This window comes from Flavobacterium sp. WC2416, assembly GCF_041200095.1.
Classification (GTDB): domain Bacteria; phylum Bacteroidota; class Bacteroidia; order Flavobacteriales; family Flavobacteriaceae; genus Flavobacterium.
In genome coordinates, this window is the sequence record NZ_CP165626.1 from 1,185,487 (window position 1) to 1,204,241 (window position 18,755).

At 34.1% G+C, this 18,755-nt stretch carries 21 protein-coding genes and 2 tRNA genes; 8 read left to right on the forward strand and 15 right to left on the reverse strand.

Annotated features, from left to right (window positions below):
• Nucleotides 1–2: 2 nt before the first annotated feature.
• Together AB3G39_RS04885 and AB3G39_RS04890 are read right to left on the reverse strand one after the other, a co-directional pair.
• Nucleotides 3–542: an RNA methyltransferase gene (locus AB3G39_RS04885; RefSeq protein ID WP_367772042.1), complete on the reverse strand. Its 540-nt coding sequence runs from the start codon at nt 540–542 to the stop codon at nt 3–5.
• Between the two features lie 70 nt (nt 543–612).
• The gene (locus AB3G39_RS04890) at nt 613–1,056 is read right to left on the reverse strand and encodes a DUF1573 domain-containing protein (RefSeq protein WP_369752553.1); all 444 of its coding nucleotides are present in this window, start codon (nt 1,054–1,056) and stop codon (nt 613–615) included.
• Nucleotides 1,057–1,217: 161 nt separating this feature from the next.
• On the opposite strand from AB3G39_RS04890, the gene mutS reads away from it, so the two are divergent.
• The 4 genes from mutS (at nt 1,218) to AB3G39_RS04910 (ending at nt 4,571) form a co-directional block, all read left to right on the forward strand.
• Nucleotides 1,218–3,824, forward strand: coding sequence for a DNA mismatch repair protein MutS (gene mutS / locus AB3G39_RS04895; RefSeq protein ID WP_369766151.1), 2,607 nt, complete (start codon nt 1,218–1,220; stop codon nt 3,822–3,824).
• 152 nt (nt 3,825–3,976) lie between these two features.
• Nucleotides 3,977–4,049 (forward strand) — tRNA-Gly (locus tag AB3G39_RS04900).
• 14 nt (nt 4,050–4,063) lie between these two features.
• Nucleotides 4,064–4,149, forward strand: a tRNA-Leu gene (locus AB3G39_RS04905).
• 74 nt (nt 4,150–4,223) lie between these two features.
• Complete coding sequence (locus tag AB3G39_RS04910; RefSeq protein ID WP_367772036.1) at nt 4,224–4,571, forward strand: DUF1508 domain-containing protein; 348 nt, start codon at nt 4,224–4,226, stop codon at nt 4,569–4,571.
• Between the two features lie 141 nt (nt 4,572–4,712).
• On the opposite strand, the gene AB3G39_RS04915 is transcribed toward AB3G39_RS04910, so the two are convergent.
• The gene (locus AB3G39_RS04915) at nt 4,713–4,937 is read right to left on the reverse strand and encodes a hypothetical protein (protein WP_367755193.1); all 225 of its coding nucleotides are present in this window, start codon (nt 4,935–4,937) and stop codon (nt 4,713–4,715) included.
• A 435-nt stretch (nt 4,938–5,372) separates the two neighbouring features.
• Complete coding sequence (locus AB3G39_RS04920; protein ID WP_369766152.1) at nt 5,373–6,602, reverse strand: 3-deoxy-D-manno-octulosonic acid transferase; 1,230 nt, start codon at nt 6,600–6,602, stop codon at nt 5,373–5,375.
• Nucleotides 6,603–6,816: 214 nt separating this feature from the next.
• On the opposite strand from AB3G39_RS04920, the gene AB3G39_RS04925 reads away from it, so the two are divergent.
• The 3 genes from AB3G39_RS04925 (at nt 6,817) to AB3G39_RS04935 (ending at nt 10,244) form a co-directional block, all read left to right on the forward strand.
• Entirely contained in the window at nt 6,817–7,947 is a 1,131-nt protein-coding gene (locus AB3G39_RS04925) for a DegT/DnrJ/EryC1/StrS family aminotransferase (protein ID WP_367772032.1), read from the forward strand.
• Nucleotides 7,948–8,023: 76 nt separating this feature from the next.
• Entirely contained in the window at nt 8,024–9,037 is a 1,014-nt protein-coding gene (gene galE, locus AB3G39_RS04930) for a UDP-glucose 4-epimerase GalE (RefSeq protein WP_367772030.1), read from the forward strand.
• Nucleotides 9,038–9,119: 82 nt separating this feature from the next.
• Complete coding sequence (locus AB3G39_RS04935; protein ID WP_369752550.1) at nt 9,120–10,244, forward strand: glycerophosphodiester phosphodiesterase; 1,125 nt, start codon at nt 9,120–9,122, stop codon at nt 10,242–10,244.
• A gap of 54 nt (nt 10,245–10,298) precedes the next feature.
• Here the strand turns inward: AB3G39_RS04935 and AB3G39_RS04940 are convergent, their stop codons facing one another.
• The 9 genes from AB3G39_RS04940 to AB3G39_RS04980 form a co-directional block, all read right to left on the reverse strand.
• A complete protein-coding gene (locus AB3G39_RS04940; protein ID WP_367755183.1) occupies nt 10,299–10,550 on the reverse strand; it encodes a hypothetical protein in 252 nt (83 codons plus the stop codon).
• Nucleotides 10,551–10,724: 174 nt separating this feature from the next.
• Nucleotides 10,725–11,600 carry an ACP S-malonyltransferase gene (gene fabD / locus AB3G39_RS04945; protein ID WP_367755181.1) on the reverse strand — a complete coding sequence of 292 codons (876 nt, stop codon included), beginning with the start codon at nt 11,598–11,600 and terminating at the stop codon, nt 10,725–10,727.
• A 265-nt stretch (nt 11,601–11,865) separates the two neighbouring features.
• Nucleotides 11,866–12,393 carry an NADPH-dependent FMN reductase gene (locus AB3G39_RS04950; protein ID WP_367772026.1) on the reverse strand — a complete coding sequence of 176 codons (528 nt, stop codon included), beginning with the start codon at nt 12,391–12,393 and terminating at the stop codon, nt 11,866–11,868.
• Between the two features lies 1 nt (nt 12,394).
• Complete coding sequence (locus tag AB3G39_RS04955; protein ID WP_367755178.1) at nt 12,395–12,619, reverse strand: (4Fe-4S)-binding protein; 225 nt, start codon at nt 12,617–12,619, stop codon at nt 12,395–12,397.
• A gap of 2 nt (nt 12,620–12,621) precedes the next feature.
• The gene (locus AB3G39_RS04960) at nt 12,622–13,029 is read right to left on the reverse strand and encodes an OsmC family protein (protein WP_367755176.1); all 408 of its coding nucleotides are present in this window, start codon (nt 13,027–13,029) and stop codon (nt 12,622–12,624) included.
• Nucleotide 13,030: 1 nt separating this feature from the next.
• Nucleotides 13,031–13,315 carry a GNAT family N-acetyltransferase gene (locus AB3G39_RS04965; RefSeq protein WP_367755174.1) on the reverse strand — a complete coding sequence of 95 codons (285 nt, stop codon included), beginning with the start codon at nt 13,313–13,315 and terminating at the stop codon, nt 13,031–13,033.
• 23 nt (nt 13,316–13,338) lie between these two features.
• Nucleotides 13,339–14,055, reverse strand: coding sequence for a pirin family protein (locus AB3G39_RS04970; protein WP_367755172.1), 717 nt, complete (start codon nt 14,053–14,055; stop codon nt 13,339–13,341).
• A 111-nt stretch (nt 14,056–14,166) separates the two neighbouring features.
• Nucleotides 14,167–14,742, reverse strand: coding sequence for a Crp/Fnr family transcriptional regulator (locus tag AB3G39_RS04975; protein ID WP_367772022.1), 576 nt, complete (start codon nt 14,740–14,742; stop codon nt 14,167–14,169).
• Between the two features lie 56 nt (nt 14,743–14,798).
• Nucleotides 14,799–15,161, reverse strand: a complete 363-nt coding sequence (locus AB3G39_RS04980) for a DUF983 domain-containing protein (RefSeq protein ID WP_367755168.1) — start codon at nt 15,159–15,161, stop codon at nt 14,799–14,801.
• Between the two features lie 91 nt (nt 15,162–15,252).
• On the opposite strand from AB3G39_RS04980, the gene AB3G39_RS04985 reads away from it, so the two are divergent.
• Nucleotides 15,253–16,116, forward strand: coding sequence for an AraC family transcriptional regulator (locus AB3G39_RS04985; RefSeq protein WP_367772020.1), 864 nt, complete (start codon nt 15,253–15,255; stop codon nt 16,114–16,116).
• Between the two features lies 1 nt (nt 16,117).
• On the opposite strand, the gene purT is transcribed toward AB3G39_RS04985, so the two are convergent.
• Nucleotides 16,118–17,278 (reverse strand): formate-dependent phosphoribosylglycinamide formyltransferase, encoded by a 1,161-nt coding sequence (gene purT, locus AB3G39_RS04990; protein ID WP_369766153.1) that lies wholly within the window; start codon nt 17,276–17,278, stop codon nt 16,118–16,120.
• Nucleotides 17,279–17,545: 267 nt separating this feature from the next.
• Nucleotides 17,546–18,733: a pyridoxal phosphate-dependent aminotransferase gene (locus tag AB3G39_RS04995; protein ID WP_367772017.1), complete on the reverse strand. Its 1,188-nt coding sequence runs from the start codon at nt 18,731–18,733 to the stop codon at nt 17,546–17,548.
• Nucleotides 18,734–18,755 lie beyond the last annotated feature (22 nt).

Here is an 18,755-nt window from a genome sequence, read left to right on the forward strand (position 1 = left end):
TCTTAATTAGCAGGCCAATTCATTTTTTGAAATAAATCCCAAACAACAATTCCAGCACTAACAGAAATATTTAAGGAATGCTTTGTTCCTAATTGAGGGATTTCAATGCAACCATCACAAATTGCAACAGCTTCTTGTGAGACACCATGTACCTCGTTCCCGAAAACTAAAGCATATTTTTCGCCTTTTTCCACTTTGAAATCTTGAAGAAAAATGGCGCTTTCTACTTGCTCAATGGCAAGAGTTGTCACTTTTTGATTCTTTAAATTTTGAATTACATCTAATACATTATCATTATGTTCCCAAGTCACTGTATCAGTTGCGCCTAACGCTGTTTTGTGGATTTCTTTATTTGGAGGTGTAGCAGTTATGCCACACAAATATATTTTTTCTATTAAAAAAGCGTCAGCTGTTCTAAATACAGAACCTATATTGTGTAAACTGCGAACGTCATCCAAAACTAAAATCAATGGAGTTTTGTCAGATTTTTTAAAAGCTTCAATTGATTTTCGTTCCAACTCACTATTTTCTAGCTTTCTCATTTTTTAAGATTTGATCTAATAAAAAAAGCTTCCACTGTTAAGGGAAGCTTTTTTTTAATGTTTTTAAAATTTAGCTTTTTGAAGCATCATCTGCTAATACTACACCTTTTATAGTCAGGATTTTTGTAGCTTGTCCTGCAGCATTTGAAGTTACTGTTACCGTTTTTGTAAAAGCACCAACTCTGTCTGTAGCATATTTTACACCAATAACCCCTTTTGCTCCTGGAGCAATTGGTTCTTTTGGAGTAGAAGGTACTGTACATCCACATGAACCTTGAGTATTTGTAATAATTAATGGTTTGTTACCATTATTAGTAAATACAAACTCACGTTTTCCATCTGCATTATGAGCAATTGTTCCGTAATCAATAGTTTCAGAAACAAACACCATTCCTGCGCCATCTACCTTTGCAACTTTAGCTGCAGTAGCTTTTATTTTTTTTGTAGTTTCTTGTGCTTGAGAAGAAGTTACTCCTAAAACAGTCAGCATAGCTAGTAAAATTATTTTTTTCATTTTTTTAAGTTTAAAATTGATTTAACAAATCTAAAGAAAAAATCATGCCAATGACTTAAAATTTCCTTAAAAGTATTTAATTTTTTTTCAAGTGTTTAGTTATTCGTATTTAAATATTTAAATTCGCTGATATTTTTCTCATATATCAAAACACATATAATTTGGCAGCTAAAGATAAAGTAGTTAAGGAAACGCCCTTAATGAAACAATATAACGACATAAAAAGGAAATATCCAGATGCTTGTTTGTTGTTTCGTGTAGGTGATTTTTATGAAACATTTGGAGATGATGCTGTTAGAGCTTCAAAAATCCTTGGTATTACATTAACGAAACGTGGTGCAGGATCGGCAACTGAAACAGCACTAGCTGGTTTTCCACATCATTCTATTAACACCTATTTGCCAAAATTAGTTAAGGCTGGTCTTCGTGTAGCAATTTGTGATCAATTAGAAGATCCTAAAATGACTAAGTCTATTGTGAAACGTGGGGTGACAGAATTAGTTACGCCAGGAGTTTCCATGAATGATGAAGTATTACATTCTAAAACGAATAATTTTTTAGCGTCAATTTATTTTGCAAATAAATCGATTGGTATTTCTTTTTTGGATGTTTCTACAGGTGAATTCTTAACTGCACAAGGAAATGCGGAGTATATTGATAAGTTATTACAAAATTTCAATCCTTCGGAGGTTTTAATTCCCAAAAATTATAAGAATGAATTTCGAGATACTTTTGGGGAAGATTTTCATAATTTTTATCTGGAAGATTGGATTTATAAAGAAGATTATGCTTTAGAAACTTTAACGAAACATTTTCAAACTATTTCCCTTAAAGGATTTGGAATTGAAGATTTAAAAGAAGGGATTATAGCTTCAGGTGCTATTTTATTTTATTTATCTGAAACACAACACAATAGAGTGCAGCATATTACTTCGATTCAACGAATAGCGGAAGATGCTTATGTTTGGATGGATCGTTTTACCATTCGTAACTTAGAATTATATCATAGTTATAACCCCAATGCGGTTACGCTTTTGGATGTTATAGATAAGACGCTTTCGCCAATGGGCGGTCGTTTGTTAAAAAGATGGTTGGCATTGCCATTAAAAGATGGAAATAAAATAAAAAACCGACATCAAGTAGTTTCTTATTTGAAAGAGAATCAAGAGGTTTTGCAGAAAATGCAATATCAAATTAAGCAAATTTCCGATTTGGAGCGTTTAATTTCCAAAATTGCAACAGGAAAAGTATCGCCTCGGGAAGTAGTATACCTTAAAGAGTCGCTGGATGCCATTATTCCAATAAAAAAATTGGCTTTAGAAAGCCCGCAGGAAGCAGTTAAGATTATTGGTGACAGTTTGCATAGTTGCGAATTGTTACGTGAAAAAATCAAAACTACTTTAAATCAGGATGCGCCAGTGGCTATAGCCAAAGGAAATGCTATTGCTAAAGGTGTTAATGAAGAATTAGATGATTTACGTGCGATATCCATTTCGGGTAAAGAATTTCTAGAAGGAATTGAAGCTAGAGAGTCAGAACGAACAGGGATTTCGTCTTTAAAAATTTCATTTAATAATGTTTTTGGGTATTATATCGAAGTTAGAAATACCCATAAAGATAAAGTCCCGCCGGAATGGATTCGGAAACAAACCTTAGTTAATGCGGAACGTTATATTACGGAGGAGTTAAAAATATACGAAACTAAAATACTTGGAGCCGAAGAAAAGATTCATAAAATAGAATCGGAATTATTCGAGCAACTGGTAGCTTGGATTACCACTTATATCAAGCCTGTTCAGTTGAATGCTAATTTAGTAGCTCAGTTGGATTGTTTGTGTTCTTTTACGCAATTAGCAATTGAAAACAAGTATGTTTGTCCAATTCTTGACGAAACTTTTGAATTAGAGATTAAAAACGGAAGGCATCCTGTTATTGAGAAGCAATTGCCAGTAGGGACACCTTATATTGCTAATGATGTTTATCTAGATAGAGAAACACAACAATTGATAATGATTACTGGACCTAATATGTCTGGTAAATCGGCTATTTTACGTCAAACTGCTTTGATTGTATTGTTAGGGCAAATGGGAAGTTTTGTTCCAGCTGATAGTGTTAGGATGGGAATAGTTGATAAGATATTTACAAGAGTAGGGGCTTCGGATAATATTTCGATGGGGGAATCTACTTTTATGGTGGAGATGAATGAAACGGCATCCATCTTGAATAATATTTCGGATCGAAGTTTGGTGCTCTTGGATGAAATTGGTAGAGGAACGAGTACTTATGACGGGATTTCAATTGCTTGGGCCATCGCAGAATATTTACATGAACATCCGTCTAAACCCAAGACTTTATTTGCGACACATTATCATGAGCTGAATGAAATGAGTGAATCATTGCCTAGGATTCAGAATTATAATGTTTCAGTTAAGGAATTAAAAGACACTGTTCTTTTTATTAGAAAATTAGTCAAAGGAGGAAGTGCTCATAGTTTTGGAATTCATGTAGCAAAAATGGCAGGGATGCCTCAGATTGTAATTTTGAAAGCACAAAAACTCTTGAAGAAATTAGAAAGGAATCATTCCAGTGAAGCATTAAATGGAATTAAGTCAGACAAGGATGAAATGCAAATGAGTTTCTTTAATTTAGATGATCCGTTGTTAGAAGAAATTAAGGAAGAGATATTAAATTTAGATATAAATACAGTAACGCCGGTGGAGGCTTTAATGAAATTAAACGAAATAAAAAGAATGCTGACAAGAAAGTAATTTTTTTTTTTATTTTTAAAGTTTAGGTTATCAGAAGTTTAACTTTTATCTTGATTTTTTTTGTGAAAAAGGCTTGCGTAATTCAATAAATGTCTTAGATTTGCATCCGCAATACAGAACAAGTATCGCGGTTCTTTTTAACGATTGAAAATGCGAAAATAGCTCAGTTGGTAGAGCGCGACCTTGCCAAGGTCGAGGTCGCGGGTTCGAGCCCCGTTTTTCGCTCGACACCACATAATGCTCGGATGGTGAAATTGGTAGACACGCTGGACTTAAAATCCAGTGAACAGCAATGTTCGTGCGGGTTCAAGTCCCGCTCTGAGTACTAAAGCCTCTTCTTTTGAAGAGGCTTTTTTTTTTGTCTGTATGGAAAATTCATAAATATCACTTAAATAAAATATGGGTTCTTTTGTTATTAGTAAAAGGTTTAGCGGAGATTATAAATTTGAGTTTACTTCTAGAAAAGGAAAAACAATTTTCACTAGCAATGCATATGAATTAAGAATGGATTGTGAGGCTGATGCGGAGCATATCCGGTCGGTTTTTGAAACTTGTTCTTACGTGAAGTTTAAAACTACTAAAGGGAAGTTCTTTTTCAGGGTTGTAGTTGATGGTGTTGTCAAGGCAACTAGCAGAAAATATACCACAGAGTTGATGGTTCAAAAAGGAATTGATGAAATAGTCAAATATGGTTCAAAAGCAGAAATATTAGATTTCTCCAATAATGATTTTATATTTGAAGATTAGGGAAATTTTATGCTAAAGTAAAAAGGAGCTCTTGATTAATTAATCAAGAGCTCCTTTTTTATGACTGTAAATAAGTTATGTAAAATAAAAAAGCCATCTCGCTAAGCGGATGGCTTTAAAATTTTTAGAATTAAATTCTAATTATTTTTTTGCAGCTTCAGTAGCAGTAGCAGCAGCTTCAGTAGCAACAGCAGCAGCAGAATCAACAACAACAGCAGCAGAATCAACTACAGCAGCAGCAGAATCAACAACAACAGCAGCAGAATCAACAACAGCAGAAGCGTCTTCAGCAGAAGCGTCAGCTTTTTTACATGATACAACAGTCAAAACAGCAACAGCAGCTAAACTTAAAAATACTTTTTTCATCTTAATTTAATATAAAGGTTAATTATTAATTCGACGCAAAGATATAAAATTTTTGATATGTAAATTATTTTTTCAATTTTTTTTTAAAATAATATGCAATTTAATTTTTTACTAAATATTGTAAAATTAGAAGTAGCAAAAAATGGAGTTGTTTCGGACTGGATTTAAACGATTTTATTGTATCTTGTAAATAGAAATTAAGTCATAGTATTCTATATATGAGGTGTTTATGATTTTGTAGATCAACTTGATTAAGACCTGTGATTATTTCTTTAGCGGTACTGTTTTAAGATTTACGGATACTGAATTAGAAGTAAATGGCTAAGGCAATTATCTAAAAAATTTAATGGATGTTTATTTTTTGTAAAAATTAAAAAAATAGCCTTATTTATTGCGATATAATCAAAGCGTTTTTTATCACTTTTACATGCTTTTTTAGGAGATGTTATTCATGATGCTATTTGTTGCTCCTTTATTCATTAATACAAAAGTGCTACAAATATGTCCTTGTTCGCTTCTGAAAGCTTCATCAAGAACAAGGTTTTTGAAGATACTATTAAGTTCACTTGTTTTAGAAACAGATACGCAACCACCAATGTTTACTAAAGCAATTGCTTCAGCAAAACGGGAGTAATTAGGGCCAATCACTATTGGAACTCCAAAAGTGGCTGGTTCTAATAGATTGTGAACTCCAGATTTTCCAAATCCTCCACCTACATAAGCGATGTCAGCATAGCTATAGATTTTTGTTAGAATGCCGATTGTGTCTATTATAAAGACATCATAATCTGAAAGATTTTTGCCTTCCATTTCAGTGAATAGAACCACTTTTTTTGAAATCTTATTTTTTAATTCTTCTATTTGTTCTTTTTTGATGTTATGAGGTGCAATAATGAACTTTACATTTAAGGTGTTGTTATTTATAAAGTCAAGTAAAAGAGTTTCGTCTTTTGGCCATGAACTGCCTACAACGATAGTCAAGGTATCGTTTTTAAAATCGGATATAAATTGTAGCGTATTGTCTTTTTCTAGAATAGTAGCCACTCTGTCAAAACGGGTGTCTCCTGAAATAACAACATTAGTTTTTCCTAATTGCTGTAATAATAGTTTGGACTTCTCATTTTGAACAAAAAAATAGGTAAAACTGTCTAACGCTTTTCTGTAAAAACCGCCATACCATTTAAAAAACATTTGGTTTTCTCTGAAAATACCTGAAATTAAATACGTGGGTGTGTTTTGTTTTTTTAATTCACTCAAATAGTTCAGCCAATATTCATATTTAATAAAAAAAGCTTTTTCTGGATTAACAATTTCTAGGAATCTTTTCGCGTTTTTCTTGGTGTCCAAAGGGAGATAGACGGTTACATCGGCAATGGTATTGTTTTTGCGAACTTCGTATCCCGAAGGTGAAAAAAAGGTAACTACAATTTTATGTAAAGGATACTCGTTTTTTATTCTTTCAATTATAGGAATTCCTTGCTCGTATTCTCCTAATGAAGCCGCATGAAACCAAAATGATTTGTCTTGGGGTTTGATTTGTTCTTCTAGAATTTGAAAAACGTTTTCTCGTCCATTGACAAAAAGTTTGATTTTTGGGTTAAAAAGAGAGATAAATTTTAAGAGTGGACCCGTAATTTGTATCACGATGTTATAAAGAAAAAGCATACCAGAAATTTTATTTTGCTAAAATACAGTTTCTTTTGTTTATCATTTAAATCTTAGTGCTTAAATTCATATTTTTGCAATTAAGAGTTTTGATAAAGTTCAAATTAATCAGTTTAATTTAATGTTATAAGGCTAAGAATTAACCCCAAAACAGTAATTTTTGTGTTTTGTGCTTTTTTTAATTTTTAGATGAATTGGTTTTAATAAAATATAAATGAAAAAAATTCAAATGGTTGACCTAAAAAGTCAATATGATAAAATTTCGGCTGTTGTAAATGAGTCTATCCAAGAAGTTTTAAACACAAATACCTATATCAACGGTCCTCAAGTGCACCAATTTCAAAAAACATTAGAGGATTATCTAGATGTTAAGCATGTAATTCCATGTGCAAACGGGACGGATGCTTTGCAAATCGCCATGATGGGATTGGGTTTGAAGCCAGGAGATGAAGTTATTACTGCTGATTTTACGTTTGCTGCAACGGTAGAGGTAATTGCTTTGTTGCAATTGACACCAGTTTTAGTAGATGTGGATCTACATAATATGAATATTTCTATTGAAGAAATAAAACGTGCCATTACTCCAAAAACAAAAGCAATTGTACCAGTTCATTTATTTGGACGAGCGGCCAATATGGAAGCGATTATGGCAGTTGCCAAGGAATATAATTTATATGTTATAGAGGATAATGCACAAGCGATTGGTGCCAACTGTAAATTCTCGGATGGTACTAAAAAGAAAGCAGGTACTATTGGTCATGTTGGAGCTACTTCATTTTTTCCATCTAAAAATTTAGGGTGCTATGGTGATGGTGGCGCTATTTTTACTAATGATGATGCTTTAGCACATACATTGCGTGGAATTGTAAATCACGGAATGTACGAGCGCTATCACCATGATGTAGTAGGAGTGAATTCCCGTTTAGATAGTATTCAAGCTGCTGTTTTAAATGCTAAATTACCTTTGTTAGATGAATATAATAAAGCAAGACAAGATGCAGCTAGAAAGTATTCACTAGCATTTGAAGGACATAAAAACATTATTGCGCCAAACATTTGTGACATTTGTGATTGTCATGTTTTTCATCAATATACCTTGCGCATTATAGATGCGGATAGAGATGGATTAATGCAGCATTTATTAGATAAAGGAATTCCTTGTGCTATTTATTATCCAATTCCGTTACACTCTCAAAAAGCGTATATGGATGTTCGTTACAAAGAAGAAGATTTTCCTGTGACAAACCAACTGGTAAAAGAAGTTATTTCGTTACCGATGCATACAGAGCTTGATGATGAACAAATAAAATTCATTACGGACAGTGTTTTAGAGTTTTTAAAATAAGCAAAATGGAGACGCGATTTATCGCGTCTTTTTTATAAAATGAAATGAGAACTCTCATTTTAATTAAAAATAAATTATGAAAATACTTGTAACAGGAGGTTTGGGTTTTATAGGTTCACATACTGTTGTAGAATTACAAAATCAAGGTTTTGATGTACTAATTGTAGATGATTTGTCAAATACATCACTAAGTGTATTGGATGGAATTTCAAATATAACTGGAAAAATCCCAGCATTCGAAAAGTTAGATTTAAGAGATAAAACTAAGGTACAAGCGTTTTTTAATAGACACCACGATATAACAGGAGTAATTCACTTTGCAGCTTCAAAAGCAGTTGGAGAAAGTGTTGGAAATCCATTGTTGTATTATGAAAATAACCTAAGTACGCTAATCTATATTTTGCAGGAATTAGAGAAAAAAGAGGAGGCTAGTTTTATTTTTAGTTCTTCTTGTACGGTGTATGGTCAAGCCGAAAAAATGCCAATTACGGAGGATGCTCCTGTTCAAACAGCAATGTCACCTTACGGAAATACTAAGCAAATAGGAGAAGAAATTATTATTGATACGGCCAAGGTTACTAATATCAATGCTATTTTATTGCGTTATTTTAACCCGATAGGTGCACATCCTTCTGGGGAAATTGGTGAGTTGCCTCTTGGAGTACCTCAAAATCTTGTCCCTTTTATCACACAAACAGGAATGGGTATCAGAACTGAACTATCTGTTTTTGGTCATGATTATCCTACACCTGATGGAACCTGTATTCGCGATTATATACATGTTGTAGATTTGGCGAAAGCCCATGTTATTGCATTACAACGCTTGTTAAATAAAAAGAATTTAGAAAAAGTGGAAGTTTTTAACTTAGGAACAGGTACAGGAAGCTCCGTTCTTGAAGTTATTTATTCATTTGAAAAAGGGAGTGGTAAAAAATTGCCTTATAAACTTGTTCCGCGTCGTGAGGGTGATGTGATCGAAGCATTTGCCAATACGGATAAAGCAAATAATGTATTAGGTTGGAAAGCAGAGTCAACACTTGACGAAGCAATGGCTAGTGCATGGGCTTGGGAACAGAAAGTTAGAAAATAGAAGTATGATAAAGAAAAATATGCTGTTTTTGAGTTTAATTTTTATAGTATCATGTAAAAGTTATGATGTAAAAAAAAATAATATGCCAATTCAAAAACAGTTTACTTTGTCTGGTGAAAAAACAATTGTTATTGGGCACCGTGGCACGCCTGGGTATTTGCCAGAGCATACTATAGAAGGGTATACCAATGCAATAAAAATGGGGGCTGATTTTATTGAACCCGATTTGGTTGTAACCAAAGACGGCTTCCTTGTTGTTCGCCATGAACCCATGTTGTCAGGAACAACAAATGTTTCAGAAATGCCCGAGTTTGCTTCTAAAAAAACAACCAAAAACATTGATGGAAAACAAATAACGGATTGGTTTGTGTCTGACTTTACCTTGGCAGAGATAAAAAAATTGCGTGCGAAACAGGCTTTTGCCGAAAGGCCACAAGAATTCAATAACTTGTATTTAATTCCTACATTTGAAGAAGTTATTGCTTTGGCAAAACAAAAATCAAAAGAGTTAGGAAGGACCATTGGGATTTATCCAGAAACAAAACACCCTTCATTTCATGAAGCGCTAAACTTACCTATTACCGATAAATTATTAACGGCATTAGAAGTAGCTGGCTGGAATAATAGTGAGGCTCCAGTATTTGTTCAATCTTTTGAAGTTTCTAACTTACAATACATTAGATCCAAATCAACTGTAAAAACCATTCAGTTGTTAAGTTGCACAGATGTTGCTTTAAACGGGGACTTAATTTTTTCAGTACCTAAAGGAGAATTGATTTCTGATGGAATGCCTTATGATTGGTATTTAAAAGGGGATACTAGAGATTTTGGATTTTTCATCACGCCCAAAGGATTGGATTTTGTAAAAACCTACGCCACTGGAATTGGTCCTTGGAAACCTTTTATTATTCCTTATACAGCAACTGACGTAAATAAGGATGGTATTGCAGATGATAAAAATGCCGATGGTAAAATTAATGAAGCCGATAAAATGGCATTACCGCCTACAAGCTTAATTAATGAAGCACATAAAAGAGGATTGCAAGTGCATGCCTATACTTTTAGAAATGAAAGCCATCGTTTGTTAAGTGATTACAATAACAACCCCCTTTTAGAATATCAAGCTTTTTATAGGCTAGGTTTGGATGGGGTGTTTTCTGACTTTACAGATACGGCTATTCAAGCGAGGTCATTGGATTTAAAATAGGTTGATACCCATATTAAAATAAAAAAGGCTGTCAATTGACAGCCTTTAATTCCATTATTTTGAAACTGCTTCTTTCATTTTTTCACCAGCTTCATCCATTTTTGCAGCTCCTTTTTCAAGAGTTTCTCCAACTTTTACTTTAGTGGAGTCAACCGCAGCATCAATTTTGACCGCAGCTGTATCCATTGCTTCATCCATTTCGTCGCCAACAGCTTCTGTGGCTTCTCCCATTTTATCTTGTGTTTTTTCTTTACAAGAGGTCATTAATGCCAAGACAAGGGCTAAACTTAAAAGTACTTTTTTCATTTTTTTTAATGTTTTGATAATTAATTGTTTTAGAAGAACAAGAGTGTTAAATGTACAACTTTTTACTCAAAAAAGTTTTTTTAGAAATTATCACAAAAAAAAATCCTCACAAAAATTAATTTATGAGGATGATATTGAAGCCTGTTTTAAATTAAAATAGGAGTTGAATATTAATTAAGCATTTGCTGTAACCGCTTCTTTGTCGATTTTCCCAATCAAACCTGCTAATACTTTTCCGGGACCCACTTCAGTAAATAAAGTAGCTCCATCTTTTATCATTTGTTGTACTGATTGCGTCCATTTCACAGGAGCAGTCAATTGTATGATTAAGTTTTTCTTGATTTCATTGGCGTCAGAAACTGCAGTTGCAGTAACATTTTGATACACTGGACAAATAGGAGTAGAGAACGTAGTTGCTTCAATAGCCGCTGCTAGTTCTTCTCTTGCTGGTTCCATCATTGGGGAGTGAAAAGCACCACCTACAGGTAATAATAATGCGCGTTTTGCACCTGCTGCTTTCATTGCTTCACAAGCTTTTTCAACTGCAGTTGTTTCTCCAGAAATTACTAGTTGTCCAGGGCAGTTGTAGTTTGCAGCCACAACAACTCCGTCAATTGAGGCACAAACTTCTTCAACAATATTGTCTGCAAGTCCTAAAACTGCTGCCATTGTTGAAGGTTTGATTTCGCATGCTTTTTGCATTGCCAAGGCTCTTTGAGAAACTAATTTTAATCCGTCTTCAAATGATAAAGCACCGTTAGCTACTAATGCTGAAAATTCACCTAATGAATGTCCCGCTACCATTTCAGGTTTGAAATCAGCTCCTAATGTTTTTGCTAAAATAACCGAATGCAAGAAAACAGCTGGTTGTGTCACTTTAGTTTCTTTCAATTCTTCAGCAGTTCCTTCAAACATGATGTCTGTAATGCGGAAACCTAAAATTTCATTTGCTTTCTCAAATAATTCTTTGGCTAATGGAGAGTTTTCATATAAGTCTTTTCCCATTCCTGTGAATTGCGCTCCTTGACCTGGAAATACGTATGCTTTCATATTTTTTATTTAAAGTTTAAGGTTTAAGTTCTTTAAATTACAACAACAAAACCGACTGCAAAAATAGTATTTTTTTTAGGAGCACCAACAATAGTTGTTTTTTGGAACACTTCTCCTGCTGTTCGCTACAATCTCTGCGAGGATTTTCGCTGCCATCAGGGCTAAATATAGCGAACTTTAATTTCAACACATAAAAAAAGCGGTGCTCGACACAACGCTTTTGCAATAGAATTGCATTTTTTTGAAATAGGAATTTTAAATAAAACTACAGCGTAATTGATTGTACAATTTGTAACAATTCATTGTTTAAATCGGTGTTTGTAATTCCTTCTTTTTCGTCAAAATTTTCATGGAAACTAGGTAAAGAAAAACTTCCTTTTACCACTGCGCCTTGAAAAGGGAAACGATTTTTTGCTATTTCTAAAACAGAAGCTCCACCTCTTGGCCCTGGTGAAGTTGCCATGATAAGCGTTTGTTTTTCTTGGAATGTTTTAGAATGGATTCTTGATGTCCAATCAAAAATATTTTTAAAAGCAGTAGAGTATGCACCATTGTGTTCTGCAAATGAAATGACTAGCAAATCAGCGCTCCCTAGTTTAGCAAAAAAATCCTTGGCTAATTCTGGAATCCCATTTGCTGTTTCTTTGTCCATAGAAAAAATGGGCATTTCATAATCATTCAAATCCAAAACTTCAACAGTTGCATTTTTAAATTGCTCGGCAGCATAAACTGCCAATTGTTTGTTTATAGAGGTAGTACTTGATGAAGCACCAAAAGCGATAATTTTTTTCATTTTATTTGTTTTTGTAATAAGTCAAAGCACCCGAAGGGCATTTATTTACGGTTTCAATTATTTTTTCAGTCGAAGAGCCTTCAATTTTTATCCAAGGTTTCTCTTTGGGTTGAAATACATCTGGATTGTTTCTAACACAGTTTCCAGAATGAATGCATTTCCCAGATTGCCATACAACGGTAACTTCACCATTGGTATATTCTTTTTTAATGTCTTTTGGATCCATAATTATAGTGTTGTATTGATTATAATATTGTTTTTTAATATTTTAGAAACGGGACATTTTTCAGCAATTATTAAAAGCCTTTTCTTAATGTCTTCTTCAATATCCTTTGAAAAACTAATGGAGCGTGAAATTGTTGTAGTCAGCTCGGGATCGTTTTCTTGGTAAAAGTTTAAAGAAACATTTATTTCTGGAATATCCCAACCTTTGCGGTCAATATACATTCGTAAAGTAGATAACGTACAGCCTGCTAGTGATGCTAGGAGTGTAGAGTAAGGATCTGGACCAAGATCTTTTCCTTCAATACTATCGGGCTCATCCATTATAAGTTTACCGTTTCGCCATGTGATAGTACAGAAATACTTTTGAGTTCCAATATGTCCAGTAATGTTATTCTCTAATACATTTTCCATGTTATAATACGTCGTTTAAAGTCGTATTTTTATCAAAAACATTTTTGGCAAATGGGCATAAAGGGAGAATTTTAATTCCTCTTTCGCGTGCATAAGCAACAGCACTTTCGACCATTTGTTTTCCGAATCCCTTTCCGTTTTGGTTCGAGTTGACTTCAGTATGATCAATAATAATTTGGTGCTCACCTGCAAAAATAAATGTCATTTTAGCTTGAAGCTTCCCTTCATTTTCTATGTAGAAAAAACCTTTTTTATCGTTTACTTCTAGTTTTATATCCTGTGTCATCGTTTCTTTTTTACTTTATAAAGTTAATATTTCATTGGAACTTCCATTAATAAAATTTCAGCCTCAGTTGTCATTTTTATTTCTAATGAATTGACATCCCAAATTCCAAAACCATCACGAGTTTCTAATTCTTGTCCGTTAATGGTCAACTTACCAGAAAGGATAAAGGCATAAACGCCATTTCCTTCTTTTTTTAGATCATAAGTAACAACACTGTCTTTGTCAAATTTACCCAAATGAAACCAAGCATCTTGATGAATCCATACGCCATCGTCTTCTGGATTTGGTGATAGGATTTGTTGTAATTTATTATTACGATCTTCTTTATTTAAAGAGATTTGTTGGTAACGAGGAGTGACATTGCGTTTGTTTGGAAAAACCCAAATTTGTAATGACTTTGTTTTTAAATCGGCATTAGGATTGAATTCACTGTGTTGGATTCCGGTTCCAGCACTCATTACTTGCACATCTCCATTTTTGATTGTAGCGGCATTTCCCATGCTGTCTTTGTGTGCTAAATCACCTTCTAGCGGAATAGTGATGATTTCCATATTATCGTGTGGATGCGTTCCAAAACCCATTCCTTCTCCTATAATATCATCGTTTAAAACGCGAAGTGCGCCAAATTGTACTCTTTCAGGATTGTACCAACTTCCAAAACTAAAACTAAAATTAGCTTTCAACCATCCGTGATCAGCATGTCCTCTTGTATTCGCTTTATGTAAAACTGTATTTTTCATCTTGTATAAATTTAGTGATTTTTATACTACAAATTTACAAATAGTGAAGGGGGAAAGCACTTAACCTAGATTAAGAAAAGGAGTGCAGGATAAAAAGGGTTCCGTAAATAACTACTTTCTAAGTAGTCGAGATTTCATTTTGCTAAAAAATTCAGGAGTAACACCTATATAGGATGCAATTTGTTTTTGAGGAACTTTTTGAATAAGTGTTGGGTATCTTTTGCAAAATTTCTCAAAGCGCTCTTCAGCAGATAGGCTTAAGTTGTCCATTAAACGCTCTTGATTGGCTACCAATGAATTTTCGGTTAGGATTCTAAAAAAGCGCTCTAGTTTTGGTATTTTGCTGTATAATAGTTCTTGATTTTCTTTAGAAAGAAAAACAATTTCAGCATCTTCTAGTACTTCAATAAAAAGATTTCCTGGCTTTTGTGATATTAAACTATACATATCTCCAATCCAATAGCCTTCACAGGCAAAATTAAGTACATGCTCTACTATATTATCATTGATATTAAAGCTTCTCAACAGTCCAGAATTTACAAAATAGGAATGGGTACAAATTTCTCCTGAGTTCAATAAAATAGTTTTTGCCTTAAAATGGTGTACTTCAATTTTGGATAAAAATAGTTGTTGCTCCTCAGGTGTGAGTAGGATGTGTTTTGCAATATTTTGAAGTATTAAAGGCATCTTATAAGGTTTCAGATGCTAAGATAATAGTTTTTAATAAAATTCGTTTGCTTGTTTTATAACGAATAATTTTTAAACATATAAATCCATAATAATCTAGAAAAACGGATATTAAAAGAAGCCATTGCTATGATTACAAAGGCGATGATAGCAATAATACGTAAGTCGAATGTTTCTACAAAGAAAAATTGGGCTATAACGTAGGTCGCAATTGATTGTGCAACAGTTAGTCCATAATTGACATACATGGCGCCAAAAAAGTAACCGGGTTCTTTCTCGAATTTATAGTGGCAGTGAGAGCAACTTTGATTCATCTTTGGAAACCCAATGTTAAAAAAGATGCTTTTTTCATTGAAAACCTTACCTTTATTACAGTGAGGACATTCATTATTTAGGATGTGAACAAGTGAATTTGCCATTTTATTTTTTTTTTCAAAGGTATTCCATCATTCTCTTCTAGCTATTTTATATATTCGCTAGTTATAGCACAATAAAGACATTTTGTACAGTATGAAAAAATACCCTATTTACAACATACAACAGTTCAATTGCAATTCAGTCAACAGTGATTTTTATATCAATACGTTTAAGAATCATTTAGTGACTCATAGTTTTGTAGAAAAACCGCATCGGCATGATTTTTATTTATTAGTCTTTTTTACAGCTGGTTCAGGCAGTCACGAGGTGGATTTTGATAAGTTTAAAGTGCAACCTGGAAGTATTTTTGTTTTGCAACCAGGGCAAATGCATCACTGGAATTTATCAGAAGACGTAGATGGTTTTGTTGTTTTTTATTCAAAAGAAATGTACAATCTCTATTTTGGACAAAAAGACGTAGACAGTTTTCCTTTTTACTTTTCGGTGAACACCAAATCAGAAATTTTATTAACAGATCAAGAATCAATAGCACTACAGCCGTTGTTTAAAATGATGCTTGCGGAAAGTTTAGAATATAAAATTTTTAAACAAGACAAAATCTTGAATTTATTGGATTGTATTCATATTGAATTGGCTCGAAAATACAATGAGACCGTAGTACCTGAAGTACATGCCTACAATAGTAAAATCAAGCAATTTGGGCAATTAGTAGAAAAAAAATTTATTGATGAAAAAGCAGCCTCTTTTTATGCAGATGCACTGAATATTAGCTTAAAGCATCTCAATAGAATTTGTAATGAAATCCTAAAAAAGACAACGACTCAGGTTATAACAGACAGAATAATTCTGGAAGCAAAACGCATGTTGATGAATAAAAACTTAACCATAAACGAAATCGCTACCAAATTAGGTTACGATGATTACTCTTATTTTGTGCGTTTGTTTAAGAAAAATACTTCGATGACTCCAAAGGGATTTCGACTATCAAAGCAATAATTTAATAATGAACTTCTATTAATGCGGCTGCTTCTTTGGCACGTTCTACAATTTCTTCAATAGGGGTTTCTAAGGTGTCATTTGTTAATGCCACTCCCATTCTTCTGTACGGACGTGATGTGGGTTTGCCAAAGATTCTAAAATCAGTTTTTGGTAAAGCGGCTATTTTTTCTAGTCCAATAAATGTTGGATTTGTACTGTTTTCCGAAGCTAAAATTACCGCACTGGCTCCTGCTTTTTCAAGTGTAATTCCAGAAATCGGTAAACTTAAGATGGCTCGTAAATGCAATTCGAATTCATTGAAATTTTGTGTTCCTGCGAGTGTTACCATTCCAGTATCATGTGGGCGAGGGGAGAGTTCAGAGAAATAGACCCCATCATCGGCCAAGAAAAACTCTACACCAAAAAGTCCAGCACCACCAAGTGCTTCGGTTACTTTTTCGGCCATGTCTTGTGCTTCATACAAGGCTGCATCCGATATTCTAGCAGGTTGCCAGCTTTCCTGGTAATCGCCCCGTTCTTGTCGGTGACCAATAGGCGCACAAAACAATGTAGGATTGTTATTTTGGGTAACGGTTAATAAAGTAATCTCCGAATTGAATTTTACAAACGCTTCCACAATAACTTCTACCACATCACCACGAGAACCTTCTACAGCATAATTCCATGCTTTTTCAATATCGGCAGTTGTTTTTATAGTTGATTGCCCTTTTCCAGAGGAAGACATTAAGGGTTTTACCACACAAGGCATTCCGACAGCTTTGACCCCTTCTTGCAGTTCTTTGGCAGTTGTGGCATAACGGTATTTGGCTGTTTTTAATCCCAATTCTTTAGCAGCGAGATCGCGAATGGCTTTGCGATTCATGGTAAAGTTAGCCGCTTTTGCTGATGGAACTACTGTAATTCCTTGCTTCTCATAATCATAAAAACGTTCGGTACGAATGGCTTCAATTTCAGGAACAATAAAATCAGGTTGGTGTTTGGCTACAATACGATCGAGTTCGACTCCATCAAGCATATTGATAACTTCAAATCCATGAGCTACTTGCATGGCGGGTGCGTTTTCATAACTGTCAACGGCAATTACGGTTTGCCCGATGCGCTGCGCTGCGATTACAAATTCTTTTCCTAATTCACCTGAACCTAGCAATAGTATTTTCATGTTTTTGTTATCTTTATTGAGATAGTAAAAGTAAATAAATCAATTTTTATTCCTTCCAATTCATGAATTATTTTCTTAATAATACGTACTTAAAGTAGAATTTGCGTGAGGGATAGTAGCGGCATCCTTTTATGTAGCGGAGCGGAATAAAAGATATAGCGAATAGCCCGACCCTTTTTGGGTCACGCCCAAAAAAAATACCTCAAGAAAATTTCCTGAGGTATTTAGTATGTGTAAAAGTCGGTTTGTAGACTTTAAGATGTTTTATTATAGTGCTAATGCATCTTTGATTCTTTTTAATGCTTCTTTCAATATCTCGTCGCTAGTGGCGTAAGAGAAACGGATACAGTCAGGGTTTCCAAAAGCATCACCTGTTACCGTAGCTACATTAGCTTCGGCTAATAGGTACATAGATAAATCCATTGCATTTTTGATTTCAGTACCTTTTAATGTTTTTCCGAAGAAAGAAGAAACGTCAGGAAATACGTAAAATGCTCCTTCTGGAACGTTGATTTTTACTCCTGGAATTTCTTTCAATAAACCAACTACTAAATCTCTACGAGAATGAAAAGCGTCAACCATGTGTTTCAAAACCGATGGATCAGCATCGACTGCCGTAATTGTAGCACGTTGTGCAATACTGTTAGCTCCTGAAGTTACTTGACCTTGAATTTTGGTACACGCTTTAGCGATAAATTCAGGTGCTCCAATGTAACCAATACGGTATCCTGTCATAGCAAAAGCTTTGGCAACTCCGTTTACAGTTATCGTTTTGTCAAACATTCCTGGGATAGAACCAATACTACAAAAAGTTCCTGAGAAATTGATGTGCTCATAAATTTCATCAGCAACAACATATACGTTAGGGTGTTTTTCTAATACTGCAGCAAGAGCTGTTAACTCCTCACGGTTGTAAACAGATCCTGATGGATTACAAGGAGTTGAGAACCACATCATTTTTGTTTTTGGTGTGATTGCTGCTTCTAGTTGCGCTGGAGTGATTTTGAAATCAGTTTCGATAGAAGTAGGAACTTCTACAGGAACTCCTCCAGATAATTTTACGATTTCGAAATATGAAACCCAGTATGGAGCTGGTAAAATAACTTCGTCACCATCGTTCAACATTACTTGTGCAATGTTGTACAAAGATTGTTTTGCTCCTGTTGAAACTACAATTTGAGATGGTTTGTACTCTAAATTGTTGTCTCTTTTGAATTTTCGGCAAATTGCTTCTTTCAAATCACCGTATCCTTCAACTGGAGAATAAGTGCTATAATTATCGTCAATAGCTTGTTTTGCTGCTTCTTTGATGAAGTCAGGTGTATTAAAGTCAGGTTCCCCTAAACTTAAACTGATGATGTCTTTTCCTTGTGCTTTTAATTCTCTAGCTAAAGCAGCCATTGCTAATGTTTGTGAAGTCGCTAGATTGTTAATTCTGTCTGAAAGTGGATTCATTAAAAATAGTGTTGAATTCCCT